We start from the raw sequence: 13,756 nt of genomic DNA, 5'->3' as shown, positions 1-13,756 counted from the left end.
AGATTTCTCGGCGCTTCACCCCACCTCACTCACACGGGTACCGCAGCCCCCAGCGCTCGCGGATCTGATCGAGCAGCCGCATCATCCGCAGGGTGTCGGCGTGCGGCATGTCCGGGCATTCGGTCGATCCGGCGGCGATGGCACTGGCGCAGGCGGCGACCTCATACTCGTAGCCGGTCAGCTGCGCGGGTACGGGGATGCTGCGAATCAGCGCGTGATCCTTGTCATACACGTCGATGCACTCCACATTGTTCACGTTGCGGCACATGAGGTACCCGTCCGTGCCCCAAATCGCCCCATCGCGGTCGGAAACGGCAAGCAGCGAGCAGGTGCTCACCGCCATCACGCCGTCATCGTAGAACAAGGTTGTCGTACTTTGCGCGTCCACGCCGGTTTTGTACGGGATCATCGCGGTCTCCATGCGGGCGATGCTGCGCCCGCCGCCGTCACCGCCGATCGCCATATCGATAAAATTCAACGGATACACGCCGACATCAAGCAACGCGCCGCCTGCAAGCTTCGGGTCGACGATTCGCTGCTTGCGTGTGGTCGGATAGCTCAGATTCGCGCTAATCGCGCACACATCGCCGATGGTGCCGTCCTCGACCAGCCGGCGAATCATTGCGCGCGACGGCATGTACCGCGTCCAAATCGCTTCGGCGCACAGCCGTCCGGTCTGCCAGGACATGTCAATCACATGTTGCGCCTGCTCGGCGTTGACCGTGAATGCTTTCTCCACCAGCACATGCTTGCCGGCTTCCATACACGCGATCGCCTGCTCGGCGTGCAGCGAATGCGGGGTCGCGATGTACACGAGGTCGACTTCCGGGTCATCCAGCATCTGCGCGTATGACCCGTACGCCACCGGAATGCCGTACTGCGCCGCGAATTCGTCTGCGCGCGCCTGGTCGCGGGAAGCGACGGCGTACGGTCTGGCATACGCGCGGTACGTCGGGTCTTGCGCCATCAGGGTGAGGGTGGTCGCCATCTTCTGAGCGATACGTCCTGCGCCAAGAATCGCCACATTAATCGGGCGTTCAGGTGCCGCGTACGGTGCCGGTGCCGGTACGGTTGCCGCCGTCGCTGCCGTTGCGATGCCGGACGTGCTTGATGCGATATCTGTGTGTGCGGTGGTGTGCTCTGCCATCGATGCTCCTTTGGTCCAGTCGTTGAATCACACCTTACGAGCACCGCCTGAACGAATGATGATGCCTCCCGACCGGCGGGGCTGCCCGTGGCGGTGCGGATGATTGACGGAGTACGTACGCCGGGGCATACGCAGGCTGGTTGTCGCTGCCGGGAATCAGCGGCGGAGAGAGAGGTTCGGCATGTTCCGCATGTCCCGACATACTTGCGCAGACAAATGACGGGGCACGCCGGCCGAGAGATGGGGCTGGCGTAGCTTGATTTGTCATGTCGCGTATGCGGCGGCATGCAGGACTTGCGGTTGCGGCGGAAGTTTGCGCGGCGAAGCGGACAAGCGTCAAGTTGTGTGTCCCAAGACATGCGTGGCGTGCTGTTTCTTGCGGTGATTTGGGACAGGGGATTGGGGCGTGCCGGTTTGCGTATGTCTGGGCATGCGTGGCGTGGCTGAGTGCCGGTCCGGGAGGCGGCGTCCTGTTTGGTCGCGCCGACCTGCGTATGTGGCCGCATACGTTGGAGGCGGCCAATCGGTCCGTTGCTCAGAACAATGCCGCAAGACACCGCCGTTCGTAACACTGCCGCTCGCAACGCCGCTACCAACAACACCGTCGCCCAGAACAACGTCGTACAACACGGCATCTGATAGTGCGGCATAGATAACGGCAATAGCCGACAAGGCGTTTCCGCCGCGCAATCGTGATTGCATACCATACAGGGCAACACGGCACATGGCAGGAATCGGGCTTTCCACCCGGTGACGTCCGTGTGAGCGGAACTCGCGAGAGGAGTGGGCGCAATGACACAGGCAACAACAACAGCAGCGACGGCAACAACAGCAACGACAGCACAAGACATCACCGCGAACATCGCCGATCGGGTGCGTGGCATCCCGGCGAATCCGTTTGCCGCGGCCAACGCGCGGGTCGCCAAATATCGGGCCGCCGGCCATGACATCATCGACCTGAGCCAAGGCAATCCGGACGGTCAGCCGCCGCAGTTCATGATCGATGCGGTCGCCCAGGCCGCCCGCGATCCCGCCGATTTCAAATACCCGTCATTCAACGGCAAACCGGCCTTCCTCAAGGCGGCGGCCGGCTGGTACCAGCGGGAATTCGGCGTGACCCTCGACCCGGCCACTCAGCTGCTGGCGACTGCGGGCGCGTCCGTCGGCATCAGCGCCGTCATCCAAACCCTCGTCAACGCCGGCGATCTGGTTGTGCTGGTCGGCCCGTATTACCCGCAATACGAGGGGTCAACCGCAGTGGCACAAGGGCGGGTGTACACGATTGCAACCAGCCCGGAGCGTGGATTCCTACCGGATCTCGACGCCGTGCCGGACGAAATCTGGGACGAGGCGAAACTGCTCATTCTCAACTATCCGAACAATCCGACCGGTGCCGTGGCGACCCGGGAACTGTTCGAAACGGCGGTGCGCATAGGCAAGGAGCATCATGTCGTTATCGTCAACGATTTCGCCTACGCCGGCATCGGCTATGACGAGCAGCCGCCGATCAGCCTGTTGAGCACCCCGGGAGCCCTTGACGTGTCGCTGGAATTGTGCTCGCTGTCAAAGATGTACATGATTGCCGGCTGGCGTGGCGGTTTCGTGGCCGGCAACACTCAGCTCATGGCCGCGGTGAAATCCGTGCACGCACAGACCAGTCTGCTGGTGTCCTCGATTGTGCAGGACGCGGGTGCGGCGGGGCTGAACAGCGACCAGTCGACGGTCCGCGTGCTCGCCGACCGGTATCACCACCGGTATCTCGCCCTGCGTGAGGGGCTTGCCGAAGCGGGACTGCACCTGACCGACTCGCATGGCGGCCTGTTCGCTTGGATGCCGGTTCCCGGCGGTGATGATCAGGCTTTCGCCCAGTGGCTTATCGGTCAGGCCGGCGTGGCGGTGATCGCCGGTTCCGATTTCGGCCCGACCGGCGCCGGATACGTGCGGTTCAGTCTGCTTATGCCGCAGGAGACGTTGACCCTGGCGGCACACCGTATCCGTGACACGCGCGGCGACGCTTGGTGACGTGCTTGATGACTTTGGCCGTCACGGTCCGCCGCCCGCATCCGCGCATTCGGCTCGAACCCCTGTAATCATCCGACAAACCAATCAATACAACCGACAACCCAGAGAGGAAACCAATGAAATACGCAATCATCGGCGCCGGCGGCATGGGCACGCAGTATGGCGTTCTGCTCCAGGAATTCGCCGGCAAAGACGTCGACTTCATCGATACGTGGCGTCCGAATGTCGAGAAAATCCGTGAACAAGGCGGCGTCTACTGTTCGCAGGACGAGAAGGACCGTCACCTCGTGCCGATCAGCGTCTACTACCCGGAGGAGTATCACGGTGACCCGGACGTGTGGATTGTATTTGTCAAGCAGATGCAGCTCGACGGCGTACTCAAGCGTTGTGCCCACCTGTTCAATGACCGGCAGTATGTGTTCTCCGCGATGAACGGGTACGGGCATTTCGAAAAACTCGCCGAATACTTCCCCAAGGACCATATCATCGGCGGAACCGCGTTGATCGGAGCGGTCGTCTACGGTCCGGGCGATGTGAACTTCACGGGCGGCGCCCACGCGAAAGCGATGAACATGTGCTGCTACGACGAAAACCAGACGACCATCAGCCCTGAGGAACAGCAGATATTCGACGATTTCAAGGCCGCGACCCTCAACCCGACGATTGTGGACAACTTCCTAGGCATGTGCATGGCGAAAATCGTGTTCAACTCGGTGCTCAACACCCTGTGCACCATGTTCCTCATCCGTTTCGGCGAATTCGAGGGTTCAGACGTGGCCAAACGTATGACCGAAGAGCTCGTGGACGAGGCTTACAGTGCGGCCGAACACGCGGGCATTAAACTGCTGGGGACCCGTGAATCGGAAGTCAAGACGATTCTGCACACCGCCGGCGTGGCCCATCCGCTGCACTTCCCGTCCATGTACCAGGACCTGACCAAGGGCAGGCCGACCGAGGTCGACTACATCAACGGCTACATCGCGCGTATCGGACGCGAGCATGGGTATGTGTGCAAGCTGCACGAGTTTGTCACCGATGAGCTGCATCTGGCGGAACGCGCGTTCGCCATCCACCATCCCGATGTCATCGCCGCCGAGGAGGCGAGCCTCAAGTAACAGGCGTCGCGTCCCGCTATCGCCGCGCGTCCCGGTATCGCCGGCAGGTTCGTCACAACACAATCCGACGAACCTGGCGAAACCGACGAAACCAACGAAACCGACAGAAAACCGACAAACCCAACCAACCACGGTGCGACCGGACAACCCGGCCGCACCGTGATATTTCCGGCCGATTTTTGCGCAATATCAGTGCAAGGCACCATGGTGATCGCCGATGTCGATAACGACGTCAAAAGAGAATCAATATCCGGCAGGCAATCTTGGAAAACCGCGAAATATCAAGGATTTCGACCTCTCGAACGCGCTTGGGGCGTGCGTCATAATCACAGCTGATAGCCACGCCGGCACATCCCGCCCAATGCGGTCATACATTACAACCAACGCCGCTCAACCAGCCGGAACACCGCTGGCAGGGGAGCGCGGCGAAACCGACAGCAAACCGTCCGGGCGCAGCTCGGGTGATTCAAGGAGAGAGAGCAATGTCAGTACGCACCGTGTGGAACACCAGTAGGAAACTCATCGCAGCAACGGCCGCCGGCATCATGCTGGCCGCCGGTCTCGGCGCATGCGGCTCGAGCAACGCCTCGACCGCCAGCCTCGACTCCACCAAGGGCAAGACCACGAAGATCGTTGTCGGCGTCTGCCCCGGTCCATACGGCGACATGGTCAAGAACGTGTTCGCGCCGCTGCTTAAGGACGACGGGTATGAGCTGACCACCAAGGAATTCACCGACTACGTGCAGCCCAACAAGGCGCTCGCCTCCGGCAGTATCCAGGCCAACCTGTTCCAGCACGGCAACTATTTGAAGAAGTTCACCGCCGACAACCACCTCGACCTCACTTCGCTCGGTCAGACCCCGACCCTCGGCCTGGGCATCTACTCGAACAAGTACAAGAAGCTCAGTGAAATCCCGGACGGCGCCACGGTTGCCATCGCGAACGACGCCAGCAATCTCGCGCGTTCCCTCGGTGTGCTCGAGCAGAACAAGCTCGTCACGCTGGACGGTGAAGTCGACGCGACCAAGGCGACCATCGACGACGTGAAGAGCAACCCGAAGAACTTGAAGTTCAAGACCCTCGACGCCGCCCAGCTTGTGCGCTCCCTCGACAACGTCGATTTCGCGCTCGTTCCCGGCAACTACTCGTGGGCTGCGAATCTCAAGCCGTCCAGTGCACTCGCCCTCGAAAAGCAGACCAGCGGCGTGATGGAGGTCTTCGTCGTGCGCACCAAGGACAAGAACAGCGACTTCGCCAAGAAAGTCAAGGCGCTGCTCACCAGCCAGGAGTACAAGGACGCCATCGCCAAGAGCGAGTTCAAGGACTTCGGCAAGCCGGCAAGCTGGAAGGCGTGAGGCCCCGTGAGCATCATCGAACTGCAGGACGTCCACGTCACCTTCCATGAGCGGCACAATACCGTAGAAGCGGTGCGCGGAGTCAGTCTCACAATCGAACAAGGCGAGATCTTCGGCATCGTAGGATTTTCGGGAGCAGGCAAAAGCACCCTCGTGCGCACCATCAACCTGCTTGAACGCCCCACGCAGGGCCGCGTGCTCATCGACGGCTCGGACATCACCGGCGCAACCGGCGACGAACTGCGCAAACTGCGCCGCAACATCGGTTTTGTCTTTCAAAGCTTCAACCTGATTGACAACATCACCGTGGGAGCGAACATCGTGTTCGCACTCAAAGCCGGGGGCGTCGACAAAGCCGCATGGCACGACCGGGCCGTCGAACTGCTTAAACTCGTCGGCCTTGACAGCAAAATCGACAGTTACCCGTCAAGCCTGTCCGGCGGGCAGAAGCAGCGTGTCGCCATCGCGCGGGCGCTCGCCAACAACCCGGAAATCCTACTGTGCGATGAGGCGACCAGCGCACTCGACCTCGAAACCACCGAGGAGATCCTCGCGCTGCTCAAACGCATCAACGTTGAGCTCGGCATCACCATCGTGTTCATCACCCACCAGCTTGATGTCGCCAAACAGATTTTCGACCATGTGGCCGTTATGGAAAACGGCGTGATTGTTGAGCAGGGTGAGACCTTCGACGTGTTCAGCGCGCCGAAGCATCCGACCACCAAATCCCTGGTTGACCGCTATCTCGGCATTGCGATTCCGCCGCAGCTGGTGCCTTCGCTGCCAGCGGGCACGATTGTGGAACTGCGCTACCGGGGTGATGGTGCGTTGGAACCGCTGATTTCGGACGTCACTCGAAAGTATGGGGTCAGTATCAACGTGCTGCATGGGGATGTCGAATACTTCGGTCCCAAGCCGATCGGCACGCTTATTGTGCTGATCGACGGGCCGGCCGAAGCGCTCGCCGCCGCGTTGGATACCTTGAAAGCGCACGTGTACAGCTATCGCGAACTCAATCGTGAACGGCTCGCCCGACCGGCGTACGGCGATGGCCAGCAAGGGGAGGAGTGAGTATGGATTCCACATGGCAGATTCTGCAGGAGCACCTGCCACAGGCGCTGATTGACACTGCGTACATGGTGGTGATCTCCGGTGTGGTCGGCGTGGTGCTCGGCTCGTTGGTTGGCTTGCTGCTGTACCTGACGGAAAACCGGCTGTTCCACCCCAATCACGTGCTTAACAGCGTGGTCGGTTTCATTGTGAACGCGATTCGCTCCCTGCCGTTCCTGATTCTGCTGGTCGTGCTGATTCCGGTGGTTCAGGCCCTGATCGGCGACCCATACACGCCGACCGGCGGCGCAATCGCGCTGTCTGTGTCTGCGGTCCCGTATTTCGCGCGAATAAGCGAAAGCGCGTTCTCGGAGGTCGATGACGGAATCATCGAGGCGTGCCTGTCCACCGGAGCTACCACAAGGCAAGTGCTTACGGGCGCGGTGCTGCCGCAGGCGCGTCCGAGTTTCGTGCGCGGCGTGGTGCTCATGATTATCTCGCTGATTGGCGCTTCTGCGATGGTCGGCACCATAGGAGCGGGCGGTATCGGCGACATGGCCATCCAGTACGGATACAACCGCTATGAAACCGGTGTGTTGCTGGTCATTGTGGTCATTCTGATTGTGTTGGTCCAGATTATCCAGTGGATCGGTGACCGGCGTGCCCGCCATCTGACGCACTGAATGCGTGGTCGCGATTGCGCGTCACTCGCCAATGCCCATCGTGTGAGCAATGCTTGCATGGTGGGCATTGTGCTCTGCCGCCGAGTGTTTTTCGATTCGATTGATGCCGATTGGCTCTGTGGACGCCGTGGGTGCCGTGACGCGGATGTTCCCATGGCACCTGCGGATGGGTCCACGATCGTTGCGCAATAGCCCGTGTCTTCTCCGGGCGAAGAAACGGTGCTGCGTTTTTTCGCGCGTTGTCGTTACAATAACATCCGGCTCGTTGTCGCGTATACGGGATTGAGAGAGCCCTGGCACGAGCGCACGCGCGAATGATTATGGAGAGACTGTGGATCTTGGTTTGCAATTCTCAGGCATGAATCCTGCCGGCATGAATCCCGCCGGTACCAACCCCGCCGGTATGGATACCGCCGGCATGAACGCGCCGATTGCTGGTATGCCGGTGGCCGGTCGTGTGACGGCTGCCGTACCCGGCACCCCTGCAAGCGACAATGTGATGCTGCGCCCGTTGGCCGACCGTATGCGCCCCAAGCGGCTTGACGATGTCATCGGCCAGGACCAGGTACTCGCTCCGGGCGCACCGTTGCGTCTGATGGCTTCCCCGACGACCTCGCAATCCGTGGTCGTCCCCGGCGCCGCCCTGCTGTACGGTCCTCCGGGAACGGGCAAGACCACGATTGCGCATCTAATCGCAGAGGAGTCGCATCGGCGTTTCATTGAGCTGTCCGCCGTCAATGCGCGTGTCGAAGAGCTGCGAAGCTCGCTGTCCGCTGCCGAACGGTTGAAGCGCCGCGGTGAGGAAACCGTGCTGTTCATCGACGAAATCCACCGGTATTCGCGCGAAGAACAGGACATTCTGCTGCCTGCGGTGGAAAAGCGTCTCGTCACCTTCGTCGCAGCCACCACGGAAGCGCCGTCCAGCACGCTTGCTCCGGCGTTGCTCAGCCGTTGCATCATCGTGCATTTGCATCAACTCGGTGTTGACGGCCTCAACAGGATCGTGGACAGGGCGGTCGCCTCGCCGGACGGTCTTGGCGGCTCGGTCACCTTGGATCCGGAAGCGCGCAAGCTGCTTGTTCTCAGCAGCGGCGGCGATGCGCGTCATGCGCTCACCACGCTTGAGGCGGCTGCTTCCCGTGCCGCAAGTCAGGCGACGCCCGGTCAGGTCGCGGTTGTCACATCCGACGATGTGCGCAGCGTCATCGACAACATTCCTTCCTACAGCGTCGATGACCATTACGATATGGCCAGCGCGCTCGTCAAATCAATGCGCGGTTCGAATCCGGATGCCGCCGTGTATTGGGCGACACGCATGCTCGACGCGGGTGAGGATCCGATGTTCATCGCTCGGCGTGTCGTGGTTTCCGCCGCGCAAGATGTCGGACTTGCCCAGCCGCAGGTGTTGCAGACTGCGGTCGCTGCGGCCCAAGCGGTCGAGATGGTCGGCATGCCGGACGCGCGCGTGCCCCTGATGGAAGCAATCATCCAAATCGCCGTGTCCCCGAAGTCAGATGCTGTTTTGAACGCTGCGAACGCCGCTCAGAAGGACATCAAGGACGGCAAGCTTGGCATCGTGCCGCTGCACCTGCGCAACCCCACGGATGCCGACCATCGTGCCGCGGGCAATGGCATGGGCTATATCAACCCATTGGAACACGGTGGGTTCGTAGCTCAGCAATACATGCCGATGGGCATCGAGGACACTGAATACTATCGGCCGAGAAATTCCGGTGTGGAAGCGAAAATCGGCCCATGGCTCGCGCAATATCGCGCCGCAATGCGCAACGCGAGCGGTTCCGCCGACGAAGGGGAGACCGGCACATCAGAGGCGGATGCGGTCAACTGATTCGCCGCGGTTGCCGCCGCGGTTGCGAAACCTGCGGGTGGTACCAGAGACAAGAGGCGCTGGTACCACCCGCAACTGCATGGTCTGCAACCGTTTACATCGGCGGGAGTAACCGCCGCCGGTCGTGTGCCAGCGAATGTAGCTACGTGCGGAAGGTAGCCACTTACGGACGAACTGCCTGCAACCGTTGTCACATCGCGTGCAGAGCGGTCATGGATGCGCGCAGCGCTTGCGCGATGCGCCGGATATCCGTGTGGTGCAGCGGCTCCCGGAATGAGAATCGCAACGCGGATTTCGCTTCCGTTTCGCTCAACCCCATGGCCAGCAGCGTGCCGGGGGCTTCGTGACGTCCAATGGCGCATGCCGAACCCGAAGACACTTCAATGCCACGCGCGTCCAAATCGACGAGCAGCGCCTCGCCATTGACATTCGGGAAGGTGAATGACGCATGGCCGGGCAAGCGATTGACCGGGTCTCCGGTGAGTGTGGCTCCCGGAACCGCCTCGCAGATAGCCTTGATCAGGGCGTCACGCGACGCGGCCAGAGGAGCGTCGCGTTCCTCCATTCCCGCGCATGCCTCATGGAGTGCGACCGCCAGTGCGATTGCTCCCGCGACATTCGGCGTGCCGGAGCGCAGACCACGTTCCTGCCCGCCGCCGCTGACAATCGGCTCGATGGCCACACGACTACGGGTGAGCAGTGCGCCCAAGCCTTTCGGCGCGCCGAATTTGTGTCCGGACACCGCGAGCGTGTCGGCATCAAGACCGCGGAAATCCACGGGAATTGTGCCGGCCGCCTGCACGGCGTCCACATGGACGGGCACTGCGGCATCATGGCAGATGCGTACCGCGCGGCTCACCGGCTCAATCGTGCCCACCTCATTGTTCGCCATCATGATGCATGCCAGGGTCGCACCCCGCCGGGCCTCGCGAGAGAGCGCATCAAGGTCGATATGGGCCTGAGCGTCGACCGGAATGCGCACCACCTCGAAATCGAAGAAATCATGCAGCCATTGCGCTGATTGCGCGACGGCCGGGTGCTCCACCGCCGAGATGAGGATGCGGTGGGCGGGGGAGTGCGGGGATGCGGATGCGGGTGTGGACGCCCGTGCCGGCGTCGATGCCGATGCCGCTGCTGCTCTCGCCTCCCGTTCGCGCCTGATCTGGGCGAGCGCGATGCCCTTGACGGCGAGATTATCCGCCTCGGTACCGCCCGAAGTGAAAATCACGTCGCCGGCGTGCGCGCCCAGATCGGTGGCGAAGGACGCGCGTGCCGCATCAAGGGCGCGCGCCGCCGTTTTGCCGCTCGCATGGACGCTAGACGGATTGCCGTATCCTTCGGTCAGGAAGGGGGTCATCGCGTCAATCACGCTGGCGGGCACGGCGTCGGATGCGGCGGCGTCAAGGTATAGTTCGCGTTCCGGTCTGTCCGACTGAACGGCTTGCGACTCCTGAGTTTGCGTGTCTTGGCTGGTTGCGTTCTGCCCGGTCATGCCCAATCCAATCCAAGGTCGATTGCGCGCACGGAATGGGTGAGCGCACCGACGGAAATCACATCCACGCCGGTCGAAGCAACTTGCGGGACACGCTCCAAAGTCATGGTGCCGGAGGCCTCAACAATCGCCCGGCCCGCGATCATGGCGACGCCTTTGCGCGTGTCCTCGAGTGAGAAATTGTCCAGCATGATGGTGTCCGCACCGCCTTCGAGCACTGCCGGAATCTGGTCAAGCCGGTCGACTTCCACCTCAATATGCGTGGTGTGGCCGACTTGGTCACGAATATGCTTGATGCCGGCTGTGAGGTCGAGTCCTGCGGCCCGCATGGCGGCGATGTGATTATCCTTGACCATCACTGCGTCGGACAGGCCGTAGCGGTGGTTGCGTCCGCCGCCGCAGACAACCGCGTACTTGTCGAAGGGCCTAAGCCCTGGCACGGTTTTGCGCGTGTCCGCGATACGGGCGTGCGAGCCGGGTGCCGCATCCACGGCGTCAACGAATGCTCGGGTCATCGTGGCGATGCCGCTCATGCGCTGGGTGAAGTTCAGAGCGACGCGTTCGGCGGTCAGCATGCCGCGTGCGTTGCCGTGGATGGTGGCGAGCGTGTCGCCGGCGGTGAAGCGTTCGCCGTCCTTGATGCACATGGTGACTTGGATGCCGGGGTCTACCTCGTGAAAGGCGGCGGTGAATACCTCCGCACCGCTGAATACGCCGTTTTCACGGGCGCTCAGCATGGCGGTCGCCGTTTCATCGGCGGGGATGGTCGTCGCGGCGGTGATGTCCCCGGTCGGCGCGTCCTCCATCAGCGCGCGGCGGACCGCGTCTTCAATGACCAGACGGGTGAGCATAGCTGGTTCTCCAATCTTGCATACGAGTGCAACTGTGTGGCGAGGGTGGTTGCCTGTCGGGACACCATGAGTGAAAGCGGTTGCAATGAGGCAATCACTTTCACCGATGGGTTCCGAGCGCGGCGGTGCCGGTATTAGGGTTGTGCCGGATATCAGCCGCGGATGAACGGCCGCGAGCAGGCCTGGACGCTGTCGGTGTCCGGGAAATCGGTGCGGGCGTGGGCGCCGCGCGATTCAGTGCGGGCCAGAGCCGCGGTGGCGGCAATCAGGCCGATAGCGGCGAGATTGCGGTTTTCCAATGCGGTCACGGTGTCCGCAATATCACCGGGTGCGGGCGCCGATGCGGTTGCGGGCGTGGTCGTGGCTGCGGTGGTGTCGTCGGTTGCGGTAGCGGTCGCATCGGTCTTCGGCTTCTTGGCTGTCTTGGCCACCTTGGACAGCGCAGCTTGCGCCTGTGCCCGCGTCTGCTCGACAAGGCCGGTCAGACGGCTTTGGGCGTGGCTCAGGCCGTCGGCATCGCGAAGTACGCCGACGCCGTGCCACATGGTCTGCTCGATGGTGTCGCGTACGTCGGCGGGTTTGGCGCTGGGTTCGGCTTGGGTGTCGGGGCTTGGCATGGCAAGCGTCTGCGGTTCGGTGATTTCGCGGGTTTGTGCGTTCGCCGCGCTGCCCAGCAGCGGCTGGGGGTTCCAGACGGTGTCCTCGCTGTCGCGTAACGCGGCTAGACCTGCGCGGCGGCCGTACGCCAACCCTTCGAGCAGCGAGTTCGAGGCTAGGCGGTTCGCGCCTTGCACACCCGTTCTCGCGCATTCGCCGGCCGCATACAGGCCGCGGATGCTGGTGCGCGCCCACAAATCGGTGCGGATGCCGCCCATCCAGTAGTGTGCCGCCGGGGTGACGGGAATCGGTTCGCGGCTCCAATCAAAGCCCATCGAACGGGTGTAGGCGTCGATGGTGGGGAAGCGGTGGGCGAGAAATGCGGCGAGTCCGGGCTGGTCCAAGCCCATCTTGCGCCCGATGGCCGTCGCATCCAGCAGTACCGGACGCCCGCCTTGGGTCATCATCTGGCGGAAGTTCTCGCGGGCGACCACGTCACGCGGGGCGAGTTCTGCACGCGGGTCGATTGCGGTCATATACCGTTCGCCGCGTTCGTTGAGTAGGATCGCGCCCTCGCCGCGTACCGCTTCGGAAATCAGGAAGTGCTCGCCCACGCCGAGTGCGGTGGGGTGGAATTGGTAGAACTCGAGGTCGGCGACTTGGGCCCCAGCGCGCCAGGCAGCGGCCAGACCGTCGCCGGTGGCGACCTGTGGATTCGTGGTGTACGGGTAGAGCCGGCCGGCCCCGCCGGTTGCGAGAATCACGCGGTCTGCCATCAGGGTGCGTAGTTCTCCGGTGGTGGTATCGAACAGGCGGATACCGCGAATCACGTGGGTAACGCCTGCGGCCTGCGCCTCAGACGCAGCCAGGGAGTGCGCATCAACCGGTTCAGTGACCAAATCCACGACGAAGGCATGCTCAATGATGTGGATATGCGGCGTGTTGCGTGCGATGGCACTGACATCAAGCTCGACGATCTTGCCGGTCGCATCCCCGCCCGCGTGTACGACGCGGCTGCGGCTGTGCGCGGCCTCCAATCCGCGCAGCAACGTGCCGTCCGGATGCTTGTCGAAGCGCACGCCGGCGGCGATGAGCCGGCGCACCTGTTCGGCGCCTTCACGGGTGAGAATATCCACGGCTTTCGGTTCGCATAGGCCAGCACCCGCGGCGAGCGTGTCCTTCGCATGCAGTTTCGGGTCGTCGTCAGGGAAGATGGCTGCGGCGATACCGCCCTGCGCATGGTATGTGTTCGATTCAACCAAATCGGTTTTCGTGATGAGTGCCACGTCCTGACCTGGCAGACCGGAATCTGGGTCGCCGTTCGCGACGGCGAGCGCGGCACTCAGCCCGGCGATACCCGCGCCGATGACGGCGATGGTCGGGGTGCCCGGTGTGCTGGATGTGTTGGGCGTGTCTGGCGTCTCCCCGAAAGGCGTGGTTTTGGTGTTGTCTTGGGTCAATGAGGTCATGATTGCCTACGATTCGTGTATTCCCGTTGAATTTCGGGCGTCATCGGCCCAGCTGGCAGGGTATATGGGGCCGCATACGTACAATACGTGCGATTCCGCCGCCTGTTGGCCGAGCCGGAAAATGAA

At 62.3% G+C, this 13,756-nt stretch carries 10 protein-coding genes; 6 read left to right on the top strand and 4 right to left on the bottom strand.

The features are described from left to right. Window positions 1-25: 25 nt before the first annotated feature. On the bottom strand, window positions 26-1,147 hold the full coding sequence (locus CQR48_RS06545; RefSeq protein ID WP_101452403.1) for a Gfo/Idh/MocA family protein: 1,122 nt from the start codon (window positions 1,145-1,147) through the stop codon (window positions 26-28). Between the two features lie 792 nt (window positions 1,148-1,939). Here CQR48_RS06545 and CQR48_RS06540 point away from each other — a divergent pair. From CQR48_RS06540 to CQR48_RS06515, 6 genes are all read left to right on the top strand, one after another. Next, the gene (locus CQR48_RS06540) at window positions 1,940-3,169 is read left to right on the top strand and encodes a pyridoxal phosphate-dependent aminotransferase (RefSeq protein ID WP_101452402.1); all 1,230 of its coding nucleotides are present in this window, start codon (window positions 1,940-1,942) and stop codon (window positions 3,167-3,169) included. Window positions 3,170-3,285: 116 nt separating this feature from the next. Next, the gene (locus CQR48_RS06535) at window positions 3,286-4,284 is read left to right on the top strand and encodes a ketopantoate reductase family protein (protein ID WP_101452401.1); all 999 of its coding nucleotides are present in this window, start codon (window positions 3,286-3,288) and stop codon (window positions 4,282-4,284) included. Between the two features lie 482 nt (window positions 4,285-4,766). Next, the gene (locus CQR48_RS06530; protein ID WP_015450839.1) at window positions 4,767-5,639 is read left to right on the top strand and encodes a MetQ/NlpA family ABC transporter substrate-binding protein; all 873 of its coding nucleotides are present in this window, start codon (window positions 4,767-4,769) and stop codon (window positions 5,637-5,639) included. A 6-nt stretch (window positions 5,640-5,645) separates the two neighbouring features. Then, window positions 5,646-6,710, top strand: a complete 1,065-nt coding sequence (locus tag CQR48_RS06525) for a methionine ABC transporter ATP-binding protein (RefSeq protein ID WP_101452400.1) — start codon at window positions 5,646-5,648, stop codon at window positions 6,708-6,710. 2 nt (window positions 6,711-6,712) lie between these two features. Next, window positions 6,713-7,372 carry a methionine ABC transporter permease gene (locus CQR48_RS06520; protein ID WP_015450837.1) on the top strand — a complete coding sequence of 220 codons (660 nt, stop codon included), beginning with the start codon at window positions 6,713-6,715 and terminating at the stop codon, window positions 7,370-7,372. A gap of 331 nt (window positions 7,373-7,703) precedes the next feature. Continuing rightward, window positions 7,704-9,221, top strand: a complete 1,518-nt coding sequence (locus CQR48_RS06515; protein WP_180335126.1) for a replication-associated recombination protein A — start codon at window positions 7,704-7,706, stop codon at window positions 9,219-9,221. 190 nt (window positions 9,222-9,411) lie between these two features. Here the strand turns inward: CQR48_RS06515 and CQR48_RS06510 are convergent, their stop codons facing one another. The 3 genes from CQR48_RS06510 to nadB all read right to left on the bottom strand — a co-directional run bounded on the left by CQR48_RS06510 (window position 9,412) and on the right by nadB (window position 13,630). Beyond that, window positions 9,412-10,713 carry a cysteine desulfurase family protein gene (locus CQR48_RS06510; protein WP_101452399.1) on the bottom strand — a complete coding sequence of 434 codons (1,302 nt, stop codon included), beginning with the start codon at window positions 10,711-10,713 and terminating at the stop codon, window positions 9,412-9,414. Beyond that, complete coding sequence (gene nadC, locus CQR48_RS06505) at window positions 10,710-11,564, bottom strand: carboxylating nicotinate-nucleotide diphosphorylase (protein ID WP_101452398.1); 855 nt, start codon at window positions 11,562-11,564, stop codon at window positions 10,710-10,712. Before nadC ends, CQR48_RS06510 begins: the two co-directional genes overlap by 4 nt. A 152-nt stretch (window positions 11,565-11,716) precedes the next feature. Continuing rightward, window positions 11,717-13,630, bottom strand: a complete 1,914-nt coding sequence (gene nadB, locus CQR48_RS06500; RefSeq protein WP_244898958.1) for an L-aspartate oxidase — start codon at window positions 13,628-13,630, stop codon at window positions 11,717-11,719. Window positions 13,631-13,756 lie beyond the last annotated feature (126 nt).

Source organism: Bifidobacterium thermophilum (assembly GCF_002846655.1).
Lineage (GTDB): Bacteria > Actinomycetota > Actinomycetes > Actinomycetales > Bifidobacteriaceae > Bifidobacterium > Bifidobacterium thermophilum.
Note: the sequence above shows the minus strand (reverse complement) of the source record. Positions and strands in the feature narration are given on the sequence as shown.